The sequence below is a fragment of the Candidatus Niyogibacteria bacterium CG10_big_fil_rev_8_21_14_0_10_46_36 genome, assembly GCA_002772995.1.
In the GTDB taxonomy this organism is placed as follows: Bacteria; Patescibacteriota; Minisyncoccia; order 1-14-0-10-42-19; family 1-14-0-10-42-19; genus 1-14-0-10-46-36.
Map to the genome: position 1 here is coordinate 107,137 of PFCO01000001.1, position 21,327 is coordinate 128,463.

Here is a 21,327-nt window from a genome sequence, read left to right on the forward strand (position 1 = left end):
AATCTATTTTTTTTCTTTTTTCTTTGGAGATGCTTTCTTGTTTGTTTTTTCTTTTAAAAACGCCGCGACCTCATGGTCATGCCCCGTCGCTTTATCAAACGGAATACCTTGCACTTCAAGAAGCGTGTTATTGTAATCCCGGACTGCCTCAAGAATCCGCACACCACGGTCAAGCAGCAAGCGATTTTCTGACTTGGGGGGTAACTGCTTCTCAAGCGTACGGGCAGTAAAAATAATTGCATCAAGATCCTTTGGCAAACAATATCCGCCGAAGCCCCGGTATGTTCCGTGATGCACATCAAGCCACGCGTCTCCAATCCGCCGGTCATGAGCAACCATTTTCCGAACATTATTATAGTCAACGGGCGCTTTTATTCCTTCTTTTTTAAAAACATATTCAATGGCATTGCAGATATCTGCGAATATATTACCGAACGCGACCTTCACCGCCCCGAATGAATTCCCTGCGTATTTCCCAAGTTCAGCCTCTGTCGCATTAATCCGCGTAAAGTTATACGCTCCGAGCGTCCCCGGAGAAGTAAAAAATGCGCGAGGAAGGAGATTGAGTATTTCTGAGGTGTGCTCCTTTGCTGATACGGTATGCCCGACGACCTGCCGGTCGGGATTTATCATATCTTCCCATGCGCGCGATTCGGTCAAAAATTCCGGGTTAAACAAAACTTTTACTTTATACTTTTTAGCAATCCGTTCCGCCGTACCCGGTTCAACCGTAGACTTAATCACAAATGCCTTTTTCTTGTCGGCATACTCTTGAATCACGCTTTCTACAATCTTTACATTGCAGCTTCCGTCGGGATTCCGGGGTGTCGGCACCGTAACAAAAATAATATCTGCCTTTCTCACATTATCAGAGTATTGCTTCTTTGGATCAGTATCATAACAAAATAGGTTCTTCCCGCGCACAAACCCTTCCAGCTCAAAATACCGTTTGAGCGGCTCGCCCACCATCCCCAATCCCACTATTCCTATGTTCGGTTTTTCTGTTGCCATAAAATATAGAGTATGACTAAATGCTCTATCATTCAAGCGCGTCGAGACTCGCTAAAAAATTGTTAATTTCTTCCGCCAATGAAGGATCTTTCTCAAGAACCTCGCCGACAACCCGCCGCGCATCGGCATATCTTCCTTCATCCGCATATATCTCTGCGAGCAAAAGGCCCGCACGAGTTACCCGAGGATCCAAATTATACACATCTTCAATGAACTTCCGTCCCCCCGGAGAATTATTCCCCTGCGCGACATCCAAGATAACATTCATCTTGGTTGTGTCGATATCGTTCAAATTACCGCCGAGCCAAATCTTAAGTCTTTGCGTCTCTACCAATGCGGTGTCATAGCGCTCCGCGATAACATTGATGAAAGGCAAGTTATAAGACACCTCATAGCTGAATTTGTTATGCAATGCCAATTTTTTCTCCGCCTCACGAATAAGATCAAGCGCTATATCGTATTGACGCAACTTCGTATAAAAATTCGCGACAAACGGATATAAAGGAATATAGTTCGGGGCGAACGCAATCGCGTCCTCGTGTATCTGGATTGATCGTCTTAGCAAATCCTCATCATCTTTTACAATTCCCAATACTCCATATAAACGTCCGAGCATGATAGAAAAACGGATATTGGGATGCGTTGTTCCGTAACTCGCGACTTCTTTTTCTAGCTCATCCTGTGCGCGAGTGGCTATCGCCTGAATTTGAGCATTTTGCAAAAGACCAGGACTCCCCGAAAGTCCATCTGATACTAAACGCGCAAGCTGTTCCCGGACCTCCGGCTCTCCTATAGTCCCATGAGACGATGCGAGCGCCTCATTAAAATAACTAAGCACGGCATCGTTTTTCCCTTCTCCAACTGCACGGAACGCATCAATAAGAGCAGTGGATGCGCGATGCGGTTTTATTGTAGCAATGTACATAAACGCAAACGAGGCAAAAAACACTGCTATCACACCAAAGATATGTATGCCGGATATCGCCCGACTACTCATGCTCTGGTATTTCTGCTCCCATGTCTCTTTTGAGACGGTCATCAAAACCGCGAGAAAAGCAACGACAATCGTAAGCATCATGTGTGTTGCGAGCACATCAAATACGAAAAGTGTCTGGAAAAGATATGTGATGACCATTCCAAATAATATGAGTGCGTCACGCGGTTTTAAAATGCCCCGCTTTGCGGCCTTCCGTAAAGAAAAGAGTATTGCGGCAATCAATAATAAATATGCGAAAAAACCAATGATACCAGTAGATACCAGCCACTCAAGCGGAACATTGTGCGTTCTATCAAACCACGGTTCATTGCCGAATAACGCGGGGTTATAATGCTCTCCAAAAGGAATAATAAAATTATTCAATCCCCACCCAAGTACCGGCCTATCTAAAAATGCATCAACTGCCATTCCCCAAATAATAAAGCGGGAAGATACGGTAGTATCGGTTATCGAGATGCGCGAGAAGCGCGCAAGGACGCTGTTATTTTTTACGAACGAAACGTCTTCAAGCATCCCGAGACCAAGGGGGGCAAGCGCGAGCGTGATAAGAATCAATCCTATGATCAGTTTTTTCTTTTTTTCTTTCACCATGAACATAGACACAAAGACCATCGCTCCCAAGCCGGCAACAATACCTACAAGCGCTCCGCGCGAACCGGTCAAGAAAAATATAACGAGCTCAAAAAACGCGAGCGCCGCAAAAAGCACGCGAAGATACGTATTTCTGACATAAAAGAAAAAATACCCCAAAAGGAAGATGTGAAAAGTTAAATACGCGGCAACATATAACGGATTTCCCAGGGTTGAAATAACCCGGTCGCTATCGGCGAATGTTGTCACCGCCCCCGCGTATTCAAGCAGCCCATAAAATGACAAGAGAACACTTGCGGCAATAGACATCCCGAAAAGGACAAACCAATCTCTCCGCTTCTGAAACACGCCTACAAGTACCAACAACAAGAGAAGTAAATGGAAATACGCGATGAATCCTTCCATGCGCTCAAAATTTGACCAAAAACTGTACGACGGATCAGTACTAAAAACGCTTGCAAGAAATGCCACCCCTATCAATAAAGAAAAAGCGATTATGATAAAGCTTTTTTTGGGCCAATAGTGCTTAAAATTGAGTATAAGCAGGCCGATCCAGCCGGCGGCAACAACATCAACAATCCCCCGAAAAAGAAAATTTTTAGTGGTAATATACGGAAAAAACGCGCTCTTTGAAACGATTAACAATGTGAACGGCAACGCATAAATGCCGATACGCACTACCCATAACAATATTTTTTCTAATTCTCTTGATTGCATAAGTAATTAAAGACTATCACAGTCCCCTATAAAAATAAATGCGCTATTATTGTAAACGTTTTTTGACGATATCCGCGATAAAATCTTCTGTTATCTGCACCGCTTCGTGCGTAGCGCCTCCTATGTGCGGAACGATAATGAGCCTGCCCATCTTCTCAAAATCTTCAAAAGAAACGCATGCATGATTATATAACTCATTCCCGCTTAAGTGCTTGCCGCCTCCCATATCCTCGCGCGCCATAACATCAAGCGCCGCGCCTTTTATCCATCCTTCTTTCAAGGCGCACAACAACGCTTCTTCATCAACAAGTTCTCCGCGCGCCGTATTTACAACATAGGGCGTTTTTTCTTTCATCAATGCAAAATGTCTCCGCTGCAAAATAACTTCCGGCCTCTCCTGGTCATATGACGCATGCATGGATATAATATCTGCCCTTTTGCATAATTCTTCTAATGACAATGCTTTTTTTGCCGACCGTGCTGTTTTTTTGTACGGATCATAAAATAATACATTCATCCGAAACGCCTTTGCATATTGCGCGACAATTTTTCCTAAACGTCCGAACCCTATGATGCCGAGCGTCTTCCCCGCAAGCTGGTTGCCTTTGAAGGCATCTCGGTTCCATCTTTCGGAAGCGCTGCCAACACCTCTGCTGTTACCGTATCCGGTAACGGTGCCATACGCCCAAGGAATATTTCGAGCTAATGCCAATATAAGCCCCCACGTCATCTCCGCGGTTGAGGGGATATGTTTTAAAAATCCTGTGCGCCCCTTCAGAGAAATGATTTTTATTTTTCTCTTCTTGGCTTCTCTCGTATCAATGTGATTCAGCCCTGTTGTATTTGTCGCAATTATTTTGAGATTTGGCATCTTATCCATCCACAAAAAGTCTATTTTATGCCTAAGACGCACCACGAGAACATTCGTATGCGCAAGGAAATCTTTTCTCTCATCGTCACTCGTCACTGACAGCGCAAGATCATCCTCCCAAAACCGGACATTACCAAGAGCGCGATAGATGGTAACCGCATTTGGAGAATAATCATGTTTTCCTTCTAAAATAAGTATGTTCATACTCCTTTTTCCAACCGTATTAATGCTTTTTCGGCGACCTCCCAATCTTCGGGCTCATCAATGTCAACTATGTATTTTGTTTCTATTGTATATGGGGCAACCCGCTTCCCATAAAAATGAGGGTCCTTTCCCTCAAATAAAAGATCTGTCTTAAAAAGATAGATCGCGCCAACGCTCCAATATGCATCTTTAAGGTCCTGCCGCCGTATCGCGCGGTTGCGCACCGGATCACCGTTTATCAACTCCATAAAACCGTCATCCCGTATGACCATGCCCTTATACGGGCTGAATTGCTTCGGTATCTTTGAAACGCTCAACACAGTGTCTGCGCCGGCATCAAGAAGAGCAACGGCGTCCTTGATATGAAAAGGCTGACGCAACGGCGAAGTCGGCTGTAATATCATCACATAATCAGGTTTATATCCTTCCCGCTCCTTGAGCCACTCTACCGCATGCCGAATGACCGGTAAATGCGCCGTATTGTCTTTCGCTAATTCTTTCGGCCGTATGAACGGAACTTCGCATCCATAGCGTTTCGCGACTTCCGCTATGTCTGCGTCATCGGTTGAAAGAATAAGACGGTCAAATACCTCGGATCTTTGCGCAGCAGCGATCGTATAAAAAATAAGCGGCTTTCCCAAAAGCGGCTTTACATTTTTGCCCGGAATTCCTTTCGAACCTCCACGCGCAGTAACAATGCCTAATATTTTTTTATGGCTCTTGCTCATGGAATGTTTTTTGAATATACAGAGGAACTGTCGCAAGTGTTTCCGCGATACGCTCTGCGGTGTTTTCTCCATGGTACATGCTTGACGCCGGATACCGCCCATGCGTCATCTGCTTTTGTATCGCCTTTTTTATGTCTTCTTTTGTGTCAGAAACCTCTACGACATTTTCTGAACGCAATCGTCCGTTTTGCCGCGTGCCTGTCATAACAACAGGAACTCCCAAGTACGAACACTCTTTTATGCCCGCTGAAGAATTCCCGATAAGCATTTTAGTGTTTTTCAGCAACGCAAGAAAAACTTTCGGCGGCAAATACCGCGTGAATCTGATGGTATGACCCTCTGCCGTATCACGAAATCTGCGGAGCTCGTGCGAGATTTCTTCAGCACCTGCGTCAAAATTCGGCCAAAACCATAACGCGGGCATCCCTGTTTCATGTACCGCCTCCAAAAGCATCCGTGTTTTTTCTCCCAATGTTCCTACCTCAGTGCTTACGGGATGATACATCACCATCAAAAAATCATTATTGAATGCGATGCGCGCGCCACTCCCCGTTTCATCAAAATCTATAACGTCTGCCGAGTCGGTGGCGGCTTTGTGCACCAGCTCAACATCGGGACTGCCGAAATTAAATACATATTCCGGCCGCTCTCCCATGCAGATGACCCGCTTACGCGCATCTTCATTCGTCGTAAAGTGGATGTGCGCAAGCTTGGTAATCGCATGCCTTACTGATTCGTCGAGTGTCCCCGAAACATCTCCTCCTTCAATGTGCGCAACAGGGATATTCATGTACGCCGCTGCAGTTGCCGCCGCAAGTACTTCAAACCGGTCCCCGCGCACAAGCACAAGATCAGGCTGTATTGCTCCGAAAATCGTCGAGAACTCTATTGTTCCAAGTCCCGCGGTTTTTGCTTTTGTGATGCCGTCACTGCCTTCCAAATTGAAATATGCATCATGAATATGAGTAAATCCTCCGCGCCGCAATTCTTCCTTTATGTTTGTAAACTTGGAAAGATACTTTGGAAGAAGAGCAGCTCCCCCGACAATAATGTGCAGCTCCGTATCATCACGCCTGCGGAGCTCTTCAAGTATCAAAAAATTCCTGCTGTAATGAATAAAGCTCGTAATTACAAAACAAATTTTTCTTTTCTTATTCATATGTCGTCTGTCTTTTTTCTATAAAAATAATTGACGAAATAATATATATGTATTGTAGTATGGTTTTTGCTACCTGTCTCCCTAAGTAGCCCGTTCTTCGTGCGTCCCTCTCATTTCTCTCCCCTGAGATACAATAATATGGCATTATAATACAATTTATCACCCCACCTAGTCTAGACTTGACAGTAATAAAAAAGAGTGGAATTTTAATTCCACTCTTTTGCTCAAAAACCCCTACACAATGATGTCTTTAGTGATGGGATCGTATTTTTTTAAAGCTTTCGTTATCGTCTTTCCCAATACAGATTCATACTCTTCTGAGGGCAGCCCGCCGGCATATTGCTGGGGTCGCATGGCATAAAGCACATCTTTTGTGAGAACAGTGCCTACAGACATGTCATGACCCGCCATAAGCGATTTTCTGAATAATGGACGGAAAGCCGACTCTCCTTCTTGGAGACACTTTTCTCTGGGTGCTGTCTGCGCTCTCTTTGCAAAATCACTCGCCAGCACTGCTTTTTTTCTGGAGCCGCTCTCATATGCCGCATGCGCGCGATCCACTAATTCTTTAAATTCGCCAGGTGTAAATGACACCTTATGGTCAGCGCCATACAACTCGCGGTCCATAGAAAAATGTTTTTCTATAATCGTTGCGCCCAAAGCTACCGCCGTCTCTACCGAATCAAATGAAAGAGAATGATCCGAAAATCCTATCGGCATCTGAAATATCTCTTTATATAGCTCTATTGTTGGGAGACGAAGCTCCTCTGGCGGGCAAGGATATTGCGACACGCAATGCAAAAGTGCAACCTTATCATTCTTCTCCCGCAAAAAGGCAACTGCTCTTTTTACTTCTTCAAGGGTGCTCATCCCCGAAGAAATAATAATTGGCTTGCCGCTCTCACGCATATAATCGAGCATAACAAAATCCAAAATATCACCCGAACCGATTTTCCAAAATTGCATGCCTACAGAATCCAGCATTTTTGCAGCACCCCGGCTCATTGGCGTAGAAAGAAAATATATCCCCTTTTTATCACAATACGCCTTTAAGGGCTTCCAAAAAGCTTCAAACGGAGTGGCGTTTGTATTACGCGTTACCCAAGAATATCGATCGCTCCCTTTAAAGTGAGGCGCTGTTACATCAATATCAAGCTGCTCGTCTTCAACATTATGTGTCTGCCATTTTACGGCATCAACACCTGCTGCGGCCGCTTCGTCAACGAGCTGTTTTGCATTCGCCAAATATTCCTCTACCGAGCGATCTTCTTCCGTTTGGATGAAGTTCTTTCCTGCTTCGGCGATAATAAAAAGGTCCGTGCTTAGCTTTTCCCAGATCATATCCATGCCTCCTCTTTGTTTGTGAATGTTCATGCCAAAAGAATATAAAACACATACCAAAATGTCAACCAGATGTATTGTCACCCTTCGGCAAGTTTAGAATAAGCTCAAGGCAAGCTACCAAGAATACCCATAAATAGAATATAAAAAAAGCGGGCACATGAGGCCCGCCCGCAAAAACTAATAAGCTAGATCTAATATTCCACATCATCCTTATACGCGATAACTTTTACATGAGAAACGCCCGCGCGCCCGGAAAGCTCCCGCACAAATTCATCAATACGAAGGGTGTCAATAAACTTTACATGATACACCATCTCGGACGCAGTACCTCCCTCTCGTGCGTTAATGTTCAAAAGCATGCTATTTTTTATGTATTTCTGAAACAACTCCTCAAATGAGTGGGACCCGCCGTCCTTACTGTCCACAATAAACGAAAGCAGATGTTCGTGCGAATGGAATGAACCGAAATTAATCTTTGTAAGAAAAAAGATTATCGCTAATATCAGCGCTGTCGAAACAAGCGCAATCGCGTAATTTCCGGTACCAACTGCCATACCCACACCCAACGCAAAGAAAATAAATCCTACATCTTTCGTATCTTTGACCGGCGTCCTGAACCGGATAATGGAAAAAGCGCCCAAGAGAGCAAATGCCCGCGCAACGCTGCTCCCGATGACCATCATCACCATTGCAACGATAACCGATACCAATACAAGCGTGAATACAAAGGACTGCGAATACGACACCCCGCGATGGGTTTTTTTATACACATACGCAATCAAAAAAGACAACCCAAATGTGAGCAGGATATTGAACGCAATATACGGAATGGAGAAAGACGCCCCCGCGCCTTCCGAAAATAAACTTTCCATATGGATTATATAATACCGTCCCGTAAAGAAAATGCAATAGAGTCTTTCCGGGATGCATCAAGGCTCTCACAATACTTAGAATACGACATGCGGTGCAAATTGAATTCCCGGATAACCTCATGCAGATAGAACGGGAGCTTGCCGTTGAATTTTACCTCCATAACGGTCTTGTCTTGCAGCACCGGAACAAAATCCTCTCCTTCATATATAAGCGAATTGTGTTTTCGTGCGCGTATGTTCCGGTCAAAGGTTATCCGCACATTTTCATTTAACGAGCCGACGAACGGTTCCCGCTCATACACAACCAGCACCTCAGGCGCAATAGACCGCAATAACTTCTCCGACAAGAATTCTTGGATAACGTTGTCTTTTTTTTCGGAAAGGGTGTCTTCTTCCCGGCCGGCGAATAGCGCATACTCCTTTTTTGAAACATATATTCTATCTTTTAAGATAATAGCGTCATCTTTCCGCTTTATCTCAAAGAATATGTTCTCTGAGAAGACGCCGTTTTGCTTGTACGCCCGCCATCGTATCTTTTTTCGCTTTCTTACGCCGTCTTTTTTTTCATGGTAATAGAAATAGCGAGGACTATCATAATACAAGCTCCATATTTCATATGACCCGGTTTGTGATTCTGCAGCACGCGGATCACGAGACATAAATGGCTTAATGCGCTTCTTTATCAAAAATTCTTGCTGCGGAGAGAGCAGATATTTAAATTCAAATCGCTGAAAATGAAGCTTGGGAAGCATAATGGTTAAGGATTAAAGATGATGCTTGAATACTCATCGCTTTGCGTATCGATGCCGTTTTTTTGGAAGATATTGCCATGCAGCTCCGGCATGCCCCCGCCGAATATTTCTTTTTTGCGGTACGCATGCACTCCTATATTATTGCCCGTGATCTCATTGTTGCTAATAACCGGAGTAGAAAGGTCTTTTACTTCAATGCCGATATTGCAGCCGGTCAAGATATTGCTTGAAATACTATTGCCCTCTGACTTCTCTCCCACGCTAATGCACTTATCACCAGAGCGCGAGATGGTATTGTTGCGTATCACCAGGCCGCTTCCTGCCCCCGAAAGGTCAATGCCGTCATTTCCGTTCTCTACAAATGTGTTCCCGGAAACAATGCCGTGCTTAATATAATCAAGATCAAGCGCATCTGCGCTATTGTGCTCAAATATATTGTTTATGATATCTACTGTCCCATACTTCACATTGAGCCCGTCATCCGCATATGCTCCGGCAACAGCGTTATGAGAAAATACAACATCAGCATTATATACAGAAAGCATCCCCGAAAAAAATATCCCATTTATATTGGCCTCACTTCCGCCACGCATATCAACATATTCAAACACATTCTTAGCATCTCCAGTATTTGCAACCCCAAACACTCCCCAAGCCACGCCTTCCCGCAATGGACGGAAAGAAATACGCGCAAACTCGCTCCCGCGCGCTTCAACCGGACTATATGATACAAGCGAGGCTCCTTCCTGGAACAAAAGCGTCGCTCCGGGAGAGACGATAAATGTTGTCCCTACGGGTATCACGGTGATGCCGCTCATAATATGCGTGCCGGAAGAAAGTACAATACTCCCGTTCCGTAAGAAAAAACCGGCGCGCGAAGACACAAACTCCTGCGGAGACATTGCTATGTCCTTAAAATGATGGAAGGTTGTCTTATCTATGAATCGGGTTTCGGTAAAATCAAATTCTTCATGCGTAATTAAGTTCACAAACAAAATATGAACATCCTGCCACGCAAAAGGCATACCTTGCCCAAATGGCTCAAATGTCACGAATATCGTTTTTGTATCCTTTTTCTCCGGCGATGGAGAAAAATGAAGCGGAATACCCGGAAAGACGACACTATTTTTGCCCGAAATAAATTCCTGGGACAGAAGCGCGTCTCCCGCATCATGTATGTTATTCTTGTTAGAATCTTCAAATACACGCGCGTTCCCTATTGCTTCTCCAGCAAAGGGAATAGTGAGTGTTTTAACCGCGCTATCTCCCAATCCCTCTACCGCTATATCTATTTGCAATTCATGCGCCAATGCATCAAGCGAGATAACCCCATTTGCTTGCGTGTCCTGTAGCTGGCCGCGGAGCAAAAAAAAGCTATCCTGAAAGTCGCTTCTGTTTTGTCTGACTTTAGCGTCAAATGTTCTATTACTATCGTATTTTGCAAAATCACGATAAAAATGGGGGCGTAAATCGTGATACACCTGATCGAAAAACGCAATGTCGTCTTCTATATTACGGTCATCAGACACATACGCCCAGAGTACTTCTTTTTGGCGAAAGGAAAATTCGGGATACGCAAGCACCCGATCCACCAGCTTATCATTGCATGCGACAAAATCATTGAACGAAGCACAGCCATCCTCCCCCAAAAAAGGCAAGCTGATATCCGAACTTATACCGACATCCCAGGGTATAGTCTCAAATTTTCCGCTGCTTGGGTTAGCATACAAACGAACATTCCCGCTTTGACTTTGATGTTTACTCCCCGCAAGAAGCGACATGGCGTTCCACGCATAAAATTTTTCCAAATCAAGTATATTGCCGATGTCACGCTGGAATGCGTCGTCAGGCTCTTTTAAAACCCACAACAGCGTATCAAGGTCAGCCCTATTCTCAAAATTAAACCGCCCATCATCTGTCTGCTTGTCCCAAAAGGAGATACCATCATACGCAGAAAGGCCATCTCCTTCGGAGAGAGATATGTCTTCGGTAATATACAAATTAGCATCGGACGGCAATTCGGAGCGTTCCAAGAATTCTTTTGACCAGTCTTCTATCTGGTAGTACACTCCCATATCTTTTCCGTTAACACGCAATGTCACATATTTTGCGTCGGGCACAGCAAGGCCAAACTTCTGGGCGCGGTAATCATTCAAGTATTTTACAAAATACTCGCGGTCGCTTGGAATGATTAATTTTATCACCTCTATACCTCCAAACAAATCTTCTTTTTTAAAATCTACTTGCCAAGATCGTTTTGTGCGCACCCAATGGTTCGGGTTATCGCCGCGATATCTGACTTTTACCTCATGCTCTCTTCCATTAAAAAAGAAACGCGCCGGCACTTCTTTTTTGAATTCATCGCTCAGCCACGCTTCCCCCCGGAGCACCGCATCAGAAAACGGATCCGGAAGATTTGCGTTGAGCGCGCGGAGGTCCTCGCTATCAATTTCAAGGTCGTACGAAAGAATATCTGCGCCTCCAAACATATATGGAATATATGCGAGGTTCGAGATATTTACCCCAAGCTCACGGAGCCCCCGATATGTCGGCAATATTTTTTTTACCAACGGATTAAACACAAGCGCATTTTTGTTCTGCTGCAGAAACACAAGGAGAAAAAACGCATCCACAACAAAAAACCCCGCTATGAGAGCAAAGAGCGCATATCGCATATATCTTTTTCTTCGGGGCGAAAAAAGCATATATAGCTTAATAACGGATACGGAATAATCTTCTTAGTAACTTTGTCTTTCGGGAATAAAATAACGCGTAGTATAAAAACAGACGGAAACGGGAAAGTTGCCTTTGGAGAACGAGTGGGGGCATGCTTACTAATACATCCAGCTCCTCCGGAGCCGGAATATTCGCCTTTTCGGCGACAATACGGATGTGATGAACCGACAACCCTGACTTAAGTTGATGCGTCCATTCGCTTCTGTTTTTATATTCGTCATTGTCTTCATACAAAACACGGAACCCCGCCATTTGCAACATAAGACGGAGCGACTCAGGAGTGAACATAAAGGCATGGTCTATCTGAATTGCGGAGACAAGGGAGCCGCCCCGGCGGGCTTGCGCTCGGAAATTTTTTACCGACAAAATAAGTCGCCCGCCGGGCTCCAGCACACTATGTGCCCAGATAAAAAACCCCTTCGGATCAAGCAAATGATTGAGTGTATGAAAACACAAAATATGGGATACGCCTTGCATTTTTTCTTTGGGAAAATCCTCAAAAAGACAATTATATGTTTTAATCCCCCGGATATTTGCGAATTCCGCATGCGCTTTTGATGGCTCAATGCCCACAAGTTCTAATTTGGGAAATATATTCTTAAACCCCTGAAGCGCGCCCCCGCTATTCGAACCTACATCTATCGTTACGCCTTCCGTATGTACATATGTTGAGAGTGCGCGCGCAAGCGCTTCTCCAAAACGCACACTCATCTGAAATCCGTCTTCAAGAGATTGTTCCTCTTTCTCGCCTTTCGCGTGCGCCCTATCTTCTCTATAAAAGGATCTGTAGTATTCGTCGTATGCCTCTTTCGTCATGCGTGGATTTAAATATATCAATCCACAGCGCTTACAAAGACATGTTTGTGCTGCATGGCCATTAGAAGCGCTTCTTGCCAAAATAAAAAAATTATCTCCTCCGCACAGATTGCACACTATATGTTCTTTTGGCATGTCTTGATACTGAAACATAAAGCAACGCTACTTAAAGCATATTAAAAAATAACCGTGCGAAAAGAACTTATTCGTTTTCATGGGTTCCTTCGTCCACAAACGGCGGAACCGTAATATCGCCCGATACAGCATAGTTATCGGCCGTTCACATATATAAGGTATCGGCGTCCATATGGGGAATGGATTTGCATAAAAATACGAGCACTTCGCAAACCCTGCGGACTGCGCCGCAGTAACATACTGTTTGGGAGTATCGGTATTCCGATAATAATCTTTCTGCAGTTTCTTTTTTGGCAAAAACGGGCGCAATAAAAACTTGTATACATCATTCAGCGCTTGCAAAGAAAATTTGCGCGGCAAAATAAGTGTCACCAACATGCCACCCGGTTTCATAATACGATAAGCCTCCATCAGCACTTTATGGTAATCGGGCACATGCTCTAAAAGCCCTATGGATGTAACAACATCATACGTGTCTTCAGCAAGGCCGGTATCTGCCGCATCCGCAACAACAAACTCTCCCGCCCCCTCAAACACATGAAAATTCCTTCGGGCAAGCCCAATGGCATCCGTGGAACTATCAAGAAGCGTTACCTGCATGCGGTCATACGCGTGAAGAAATAACGCAAGCGTCCCTCTGCCGCATCCTATCTCTAACGCTGTGCGATACCCTTTTCCTTTGACAATCTTATGAATGAGCTGATAGTAATTATATAAATTAAATTGTCGCTGTGTGCGCGGATGTTCCCCAGGCGGCACGAAAAGAGTCCATTCCATCCCGGACTCTCTTTTCCCTGAAATATCTTTCCATTTGTCTATGAATTCTTTATTGGGGTATTCCATAATATCTCTATTCTTGGCGCATGGCGGAAAATATCACATCCGCTATCCGCTCCGCGGCTTTCCCATCAAAACGCCAGCATTGTTCATCGCGCAACCGTAGTCTGCTCTCGTGATCACACTCCGGATGCGAGAAATACACATTAATCCACTCTATCAATTCATCAGCAGTAGAAACCATGCGGATGCCACCCGTGCGCAACGCCTTTTGATAATGTTCTGTTTCGTAAAAACTCGTTGGTCTTTGAGAAAGCGGGATGTTTTTCCTCATCTCAAAATTAATGTTGATTATAGGCTTATCGAGCATCGCCGCATCAAGTATGAGCGTTGATCCATAACTTACAAACACATCAGCGTGCGCCACCGTATCCAATAAATGCTGAAGGTCATCTTGGGTCATGTCCCAATCCAATCCGAATCCTCGTTTTTTGGTAAAACGCACTCCCGGGACATCAAAAATAATGGAGGGGCGTTTTTTGGCCTCGTTTTCGTCTATAAAATCATTCGGAGGGTAGCGTACCAAAACAACGGCGCTATGCTTTATTTTTCCATCTCTCATACATGATTGCAACAAATCAAGGATGTCCCAATCAGATGCGCTATTTGAGCGGCCCAGGGGAGCATATACCAAAATTTTTTTATCGGGCTCAACACCAAGCCGCTTTGTAAATTCGGCACGAGTAGACGGCGTTCCATACGCATAATAGTCAAACGGAAGCGCCCCCACAACAATAATGTTTTTTTCATCTATATCTGCGTGCCGTAATGCCTCTTTTTTCTGTATCTCATTAAACACGAGAAGTATATCGGGGAGCAAGCGCATGATTGCACGCCCCGTTAACTTGTCCCACGAATTTACGATGCCGATTGAACGCACTCCCCTTTTCTTTGCCTCACGCAGCATGCTTGTCTCTATTTCTCCGAATAGATGCGCCGTCACGATGAGCTGGGGCGAATACCTGTCAAAATATTGAGAAAAGGCATTGTCACGTATGCAATAATAATCAAAAAAGCGGACCACCCTCCTGCAGAGTCTATTCGCACATGCCCTCGTTAGAATATAACTTGCGACGTACCCGAAGATGCTGCCACCCATATCACGCGCTCTTTTGCGCCGCAAATCAATGGTTGATGTGCGGAGTAAGCGGAATTTTAGATATTCAAATATTTCACTCCCCCGGGGTCGTTTGTACGCACCGAACACCTCATATAGTACTTGCGGATGAGAAAATTCTTTTTTATAATATTCCGCCTTTGCTTCACTCGCGACAAAAAAAACAATTCTGATATCCGTATCAGAAAGTAAAAGCTGATATAAGCGGGTCCGCAAAATATTTTTTGCTTCTGCTCCTTGCAATATAGGGATAAAAACAATCTTATTGCTCATAACGCACGGTTCTCCATGGTAATCATCATTATTGCATAAATCAGCTACCTAGAATACTATATAAAAGTTGTTATCATTCTTACACATCCATGCGCGACAGCCATACGCGAAGTGTTTTAAAAGGAATAACGTATCGTATTTTTGCGACAATAACTACCGCGCTGTTTGTTTTTTTTATTACAAAAAACATAAAGCTTTCATTGAGTGTTGGCATTTTTGAAATAGCCGCAAAAATTTTACTCTTTTATTCACACGAACGGGTATGGCATGGTATTCGTTGGGGTAAGTTTTAGATATCTTCTTTGTTCTTGCCCATGCGAATATCAGAAAAAGCATGGAACCCGTTTTCAAGCAGCTGCAATATGGCGGATGCGACCCGCGCATGCGCTTTACCGTCGTGCTTGCCACATTGACTTTCTAAAAATGCTTTGCGCTCTTCTCTATGCAAAGCAGGGGTTGCAAGATATGTATTTATCCATGCAATCAACGCTTCCCGCGAAGGAGCTTTTTTGCAGCCCGTATGCCTAAATAAATATTGATAATGATGGTATTCACCAAAATGGCGAACACTCCGAAAATATGGCGCTCCCTCCCCCCCGTCAAAATCAGGATAAACAACCGGACGATCAAATGCCGCCATATCAATACACAATGAGGACCCCGCATTCACTAGTACATCTGCGTAAAACAAAGAATCGGCAAGATGAACCATGTCACCCCTTCCCATCTCATTATCCTTTCTTTTTCCACTCTGAAATGCTGTTCCGGGCTTATCAAAAAATATCTTCACTTTTTCTGAAAGGCGAAGCGCATCTTTATTAAAATCATCCCCTGGAGGAATCCGAACCAAAAGCTGGGGATGTCCGTGAATCTCCCCCGAAAGAATGGCGTCATGCAGCAACTGAAGCATTTGCCAATCGGTTTCTATAAATTTACTCCCCATGGGTGCAAACATAATCATTCGCCGCTCTGAATCAAATCCAAGCTTTTCAAAAAATGTCTTTCTCCCCGTGGGCTTATATCCGATATAGTAATCAAACTGCGGCATGCCGACTGCAGCAATGTCTTTAAAACGCACCTTGTGGAGCCCCACGAGCTCATTTCTTATAAAATCATTATTTGTTAAAAAATGATCCGCAGCTACGGGAATTAATGATTTGTTCGTAAGATTGTCCCACGAACGGACCATCCCGAGTGTTTTTATGCCGTGCCGTTTTGCCTCCACAAGCATACGAATGTCATCCCAATCAAGCATGTCCGTAGAGAATATCAGGTCCGGTTGATACGCTTGAAAAAAACCGCCAAAAATATTTTGGTCATAGAATGATGAAAAAATATTACGGAACAATACGGGCGTGTAGTGCAGACGCGCTATAGTATGGTATAAAAAACGGGAAAGAGCGTATGGTATCCTTTTTTTCTCACGCCAATATTTCGCCCTGCTCTTAAGAGACATGGTGGATGTGGGTAAAAGCAACGCCCCGGCCGTCCGGAGAATCTGCTCTCTCCGAGAAAGAGGGACCTCGGGAATGCCTACAACAATAATCCCATCTTTTTCAAATTCGCGTTTGAAAAAATCTTTCTTTCGCTGCGGACAAAAAATAACAATATTTACTTTACCATGCAAAAACTCCAGCACTCCCGAACGAAGGATATTCCGGGATATAAGCGTATGGAAACTTGAAATAACAATGGTCTTTTTCTGTTCCTTTTGCATGATAATTACCCCATATTCTCCCGTAAAATAAGCATTTCGTCAACCTCTCATTACATATATAAAAAAGCCCTCGGATAACCCGAGAGCTTTTATTTTAGACTGTATCTGGAAAGTATTTTATGTACACGCCCTTAGTTTCTGTGTACACATCAAGCGCTTCGGTGCCCGGTTCGCGGAAACCGTTCCCCGAAACACCCACTCCGCCGAATGGCATGTTTGGCTCGCTGCCATATGTAGGACCATTTACCGACACAATACCGCTTCTGCAATCTCGGATAAAGCACTGGATGGCATCCGAGTGCTTGGTATGGATAGCAGCAGTGAGTCCGTACGGGGTTCCGTTAACCATTTCGATCATTTCTCTAAATGTATCGAATACATGGATAGAAACAATAGGCCCGAATAATTCATTCTGCGCAAGCAGGGATGTATGAAATTCATCATCTATAATAGTTGGCGCCATAAAATATCCGGGTCGCCCCACTCTATAGCCACCTGCTAAAAATGCGATACGCCCCCTCTTCTTCGCATCTTCACATTGCGTCAGCATCGCCATAAGTTGTTTTTCGCTGACAACCGGACCGAGATCGTCTTCATCAGCATTACCGAGCCGCAACACATTCGTTCGTGCAACTAGTTTTTCTTTGAATACATTCGCTATACTGACATCAACAAGAATACGCGAACCCGCAGCACAGCGCTGTCCCGCATTGCTAAATGCAGAAAGCAGAGCGCACTCGACCGCCCAATCTATGTCTGCGTCTGCGCATACAACAAGCGGGTTTTTCCCACCGAGTTCCAAAGACACTTTCACCGGACGCTCCGAAACTATTCTACGTACTGCAAATCCAGTGCGGGCGGAACCGGTAAAACTAACGAGATCAATATCCTGCTCGATAAGAGCACGCCCAGCTTGTCCATCCCCCTGCAATACAGAAAACACGCCCGGAGGAAGACCCGCTTCCGCGAGCATCTCCGCAAACATTATCGTCGTATACGGCGTGTATTCGGACGGTTTTATAACAGCGGTATTCCCACAAAGAAGCGCAGGAAACATCTTCCATGCTGTGTTCGCAATGGGCGTATTAAATGAGGTGATAAGAGCACATACGCCAACCGGTTCACGAACCGTATATGCAAATCTGTCTTTCATCCCGCTCGTCATGGTGCGCCCATAGAAACGCTCGCCTTCGCTCGCCCAAAAATACCCCATACGGATAGCCCCGCTCACTTCACCAAGCGCGTCTTTCATGGATTTTCCTGTTTCTATGTGGACGATGCGCGCGATATTGTTCTTATTGCGTTCCATTATCTGTGTTGCTTTGAGAAGTATAGAGGCCCGTTCTAAAATGGGAGTTTTGCGCCATGAAAAAAATTCATTCCTCGCAGAATCTACAAGAGTAGCGGCATCCTCCTCCGTCCCCTGGTGTATCTTAGCTATACTTTTCCCGCTACAGGGATCAAATTTTTCTATACATCCATTCAAGGCCCCCACCCATAACCCTCCGTGCCAATGGCCAATCGTATCGGGATATCTCATGAGTGCATACCCTCCTTATCAATGTTCAATTGTGCATACCGTACAAGAAATCCGACAAAAAATCAATATATAAAAAGCTCCGGAGTTTCTTCCGGAGCTTTGCGTTACCTTTCCGTATAACGCTTTTTTATTTTTTGAACGATAGAATCTGCATGAAGCCCATGGTAACGTAATGCTTCATCAGCAGTTCCGCACGCCGGGATATCTTCAATGCCAATCGTATACACTATCGGACACTCAATATTCTTTTGATAGAGACGGGTTATTTCTGCCATAAACCGTTCTCCAAGACCGGTATCACAATAATGGTCGTCTATCACAAACACGCAAGAGAAATCTTCAAATGCGACACTACGGAGCCAGTTGCCATCAATGCAATTCAGCCACGGCATGTTGAATATCGCAACAGAAATGCGTTCTTCCCGCCATGCCTGCTCTGCTGCTATCCATGCCTCGGTGAGCATCACGGGTCCGTACGCAAGAATTGCAACATCATCTCCGCCCTTGAGCATCGCTCCCTTCCCCTTTTCAAGTTCATATGCAGGGGCAAGCTCGTATGGACATTCACACGGGACAGTAACAAGCCTGATGTATGTACTTTCATCATTCTTTTCTACCGCCCAACGGATTGCCATGCGTGCTTCTTGTTCATTCGCCGGCTGAATGATTGTCATCCCCGGCATCGTCATAAGCGGGATATCGCGTACTGATTGGTGCGAATGGCCGGGACCCGCAGGAATGAGCCCCGCGAGCGAACCAGTATAAATTATCTTTGTCCGTTCGGTTGCATTGTTGTATATCTGTTCATTCGGCCGGAGTGTTAAAAAACATCCAAACGAATGCACAACCGGCAAAAGCCCCCCCAACGCCATACCTCCCGCACGCGATACCATGTCTTGTTCTGCTATGCCGCACTGGAAATACCGTTCTGGGAACTCTTCACGAAACTGCACGAGCCCGCAATCTTTTACCAAGTCTGCGTCAAGTGCAACGATATCTCCCCGCTCACGCGCCATAGAAACAAGTTCTTCGCCATACGCAGAAACAAGTTTCTCTTGCTTCTTAGCTGAATTGGAAGTGGCAACAGCTGCCGTGCGCTTACGCACAGCCACCGGATGCATATTAAGCGCTGCGGTTTTTTGGGTGAGCGCAGAAAACAATTCTGCAAAAGCATGCTCGTACCGTTCCTGCGTAAGAGCGCCACTATGGTATTGATACCAGCCGTCTTCAGAACTATCTTCCATGAAAGAAACACCCTTGCCCTTAACCGTGTGTGCGATGATAACGCGTGGATTCCCGGGTTTTCTCTGGTCGTAAAATGCATGCCATAGAACATTTTCTAACGCAGAAATATCATGACCATTTATTTCAAAAGCATTCCATCCGAATGCTTCAAATTTCGCTTTTATGTTCCCGAGGTCGCTCGTTTCGGAAACCAGTCTGTCAGATTGATACTTGTTATGGTCAATAATAACGGTCAGTTCGCTCATCTGCTCTGCTTTTGCCGAAACAAGCGATTCCCAGACCTGTCCTTCCTGCAATTCACCATCTCCGCATATAACATACACATTTCCCAGTTTGCCCTGGAGACGCTTTGCGGATACCATGCCTTTTGCTTTTGATATTCCCATGCCAAGCGAGCCGGTGTTGGTTACCATACCCGGTATCATCCTGTCGGGGTGGCCTGGGAGTCCGCCTATTCTTCGCAATGCATGTATTTTTTCAAACGCAAGACGCTCCATACCGATTAACAACGCGTAGAATGCGGGCGCATCATGCCCCTTGGAGCTGAATATAATATCACTACTATAATCTGCGTTGTTTGGATTGTGTAAGCGACGCACCCAAATCCATGTCAGCATATCTATAACGCTGAAAGATGTCCCGATGTGCCCCGATCCCGCATTCTGTATCATGTAGAGTGCGTTTATCCGGAAGATATCGGCGAGAACAGGACACAGTGAAAATGTATCCTTAATGCTCTCTCTCATCCGCCGGATCTCATCAAGCGGGATGTAATACATTATTTTTTTCAAGGCAGTAACCTCCCGTTAGTAAGCACTGAAGCCGCCATCGGCAATAAACACCGCGCCGGTAATATATGAGGATGCTTTCTCGGATGCAAGGAAAAGCATAAGTCCGTTATACTCATCTTCGTTTGCCATACGCCCGAGCATTGTTTTTTTCGAATACGCGCGCACGAACGAATCATCTTGCTTCGCATACACACCTCCCAGCACAACGCAATTGACACGAATGGGTAACGACTGTTCTGCGCAGTACCCCGCAAGCCATCGCGTGAACCCTATCATCCCCGCTTTTGCGGTCGTGTAAGAATCCGGCTTAAAAAACTCAGCTCCATCATTGCGGCGAAAATCATAGAGGGACTGGTCGGGAGAGACTATCCCGTAGAGTGACGAGACATTGATGATGCTTGATTTCTGTGCTGGTATCTTTCGGCTCAGCGCGCGTATAAAGCTGCGCGACATAACCCGGGCGCTCTTTAGATGAGACATAAGAACCTTTTCCCACGCCTCTTCATCAGTATGCTCAAACCGCCCAAAATCTTTCTCAGACGCATTTGGCGGCGCATCAATTCCGGCATTGTTGACAAGAATACTTGGAACATTCTCATCATATAGAGAGAGAAGCTCCATAAGTGAATAGACTTCTTCTTTGTTCGTTATATCAACCGTACGAAAATAAATATTTCCGTTGTATGTGTCCAATAACATGCTTATCTTTTCACTTGGTTCTTTTGCAATATCGGCAACAATAACCTTTGCGTTCGCGCGCAATAATGTTTCTACATACTGCGCACCAAGCCTGCCATTACCGCCGGTTACAATAGCAACCCTGCCCTGGAGATTAAACATATCGTAAAGACATTCTTTATGAAGCATTCGTGCC

General features: G+C 44.9%; 17 protein-coding genes. 1 reads left to right on the forward strand and 16 read right to left on the reverse strand.

The window, feature by feature from the left end; genetic code table 11:
• Nucleotides 1-3: 3 nt before the first annotated feature.
• The 12 genes from COU47_00630 to COU47_00685 form a co-directional block, all read right to left on the reverse strand.
• Nucleotides 4-1,011: a hypothetical protein gene (locus tag COU47_00630; protein PIR69923.1), complete on the reverse strand. Its 1,008-nt coding sequence runs from the start codon at nt 1,009-1,011 to the stop codon at nt 4-6.
• A 28-nt stretch (nt 1,012-1,039) separates the two neighbouring features.
• Nucleotides 1,040-3,316: a hypothetical protein gene (locus COU47_00635; protein ID PIR69924.1), complete on the reverse strand. Its 2,277-nt coding sequence runs from the start codon at nt 3,314-3,316 to the stop codon at nt 1,040-1,042.
• 46 nt (nt 3,317-3,362) lie between these two features.
• Nucleotides 3,363-4,391, reverse strand: a complete 1,029-nt coding sequence (locus tag COU47_00640) for a hypothetical protein (protein ID PIR69925.1) — start codon at nt 4,389-4,391, stop codon at nt 3,363-3,365.
• The gene (locus tag COU47_00645; GenBank protein PIR69926.1) at nt 4,388-5,221 is read right to left on the reverse strand and encodes an acylneuraminate cytidylyltransferase; all 834 of its coding nucleotides are present in this window, start codon (nt 5,219-5,221) and stop codon (nt 4,388-4,390) included. The genes COU47_00640 and COU47_00645 overlap by 4 nt, the downstream gene beginning before the upstream one ends.
• The gene (neuC, locus tag COU47_00650; GenBank protein PIR69927.1) at nt 5,103-6,278 is read right to left on the reverse strand and encodes a UDP-N-acetylglucosamine 2-epimerase (hydrolyzing); all 1,176 of its coding nucleotides are present in this window, start codon (nt 6,276-6,278) and stop codon (nt 5,103-5,105) included. The genes COU47_00645 and neuC overlap by 119 nt, the downstream gene beginning before the upstream one ends.
• A 234-nt stretch (nt 6,279-6,512) precedes the next feature.
• The gene (locus COU47_00655; GenBank protein ID PIR69928.1) at nt 6,513-7,679 is read right to left on the reverse strand and encodes a hypothetical protein; all 1,167 of its coding nucleotides are present in this window, start codon (nt 7,677-7,679) and stop codon (nt 6,513-6,515) included.
• Nucleotides 7,680-7,813: 134 nt separating this feature from the next.
• Entirely contained in the window at nt 7,814-8,494 is a 681-nt protein-coding gene (locus tag COU47_00660; GenBank protein PIR69929.1) for a hypothetical protein, read from the reverse strand.
• A gap of 5 nt (nt 8,495-8,499) precedes the next feature.
• Nucleotides 8,500-9,246, reverse strand: coding sequence for a hypothetical protein (locus COU47_00665; GenBank protein PIR69930.1), 747 nt, complete (start codon nt 9,244-9,246; stop codon nt 8,500-8,502).
• 5 nt (nt 9,247-9,251) lie between these two features.
• Nucleotides 9,252-11,951 (reverse strand): hypothetical protein, encoded by a 2,700-nt coding sequence (locus tag COU47_00670; GenBank protein ID PIR69931.1) that lies wholly within the window; start codon nt 11,949-11,951, stop codon nt 9,252-9,254.
• A 7-nt stretch (nt 11,952-11,958) separates the two neighbouring features.
• On the reverse strand, nt 11,959-12,951 hold the full coding sequence (locus COU47_00675; protein ID PIR69932.1) for a hypothetical protein: 993 nt from the start codon (nt 12,949-12,951) through the stop codon (nt 11,959-11,961).
• Nucleotides 12,952-12,960: 9 nt separating this feature from the next.
• Nucleotides 12,961-13,776: a hypothetical protein gene (locus tag COU47_00680; GenBank protein ID PIR69933.1), complete on the reverse strand. Its 816-nt coding sequence runs from the start codon at nt 13,774-13,776 to the stop codon at nt 12,961-12,963.
• Between the two features lie 7 nt (nt 13,777-13,783).
• Entirely contained in the window at nt 13,784-15,160 is a 1,377-nt protein-coding gene (locus COU47_00685) for a hypothetical protein (GenBank protein PIR69934.1), read from the reverse strand.
• A gap of 89 nt (nt 15,161-15,249) precedes the next feature.
• Here COU47_00685 and COU47_00690 point away from each other — a divergent pair, with 89 nt between their 5' ends.
• Nucleotides 15,250-15,453, forward strand: coding sequence for a hypothetical protein (locus tag COU47_00690; protein ID PIR69935.1), 204 nt, complete (start codon nt 15,250-15,252; stop codon nt 15,451-15,453).
• Here COU47_00690 and COU47_00695 read toward each other — a convergent pair.
• The 4 genes from COU47_00695 to COU47_00710 all read right to left on the reverse strand — a co-directional run bounded on the left by COU47_00695 (nt 15,450) and on the right by COU47_00710 (nt 21,320).
• Nucleotides 15,450-16,877 (reverse strand): hypothetical protein, encoded by a 1,428-nt coding sequence (locus COU47_00695; GenBank protein PIR69936.1) that lies wholly within the window; start codon nt 16,875-16,877, stop codon nt 15,450-15,452. The two genes, COU47_00690 and COU47_00695, sit on opposite strands and share 4 nt — an antisense overlap.
• A 94-nt stretch (nt 16,878-16,971) precedes the next feature.
• The gene (locus COU47_00700) at nt 16,972-18,417 is read right to left on the reverse strand and encodes an aldehyde dehydrogenase (protein ID PIR69937.1); all 1,446 of its coding nucleotides are present in this window, start codon (nt 18,415-18,417) and stop codon (nt 16,972-16,974) included.
• Between the two features lie 104 nt (nt 18,418-18,521).
• On the reverse strand, nt 18,522-20,408 hold the full coding sequence (locus tag COU47_00705; GenBank protein ID PIR70013.1) for a transketolase: 1,887 nt from the start codon (nt 20,406-20,408) through the stop codon (nt 18,522-18,524).
• A 60-nt stretch (nt 20,409-20,468) separates the two neighbouring features.
• Nucleotides 20,469-21,320 (reverse strand): short-chain dehydrogenase, encoded by an 852-nt coding sequence (locus COU47_00710; GenBank protein PIR69938.1) that lies wholly within the window; start codon nt 21,318-21,320, stop codon nt 20,469-20,471.
• Nucleotides 21,321-21,327 lie beyond the last annotated feature (7 nt).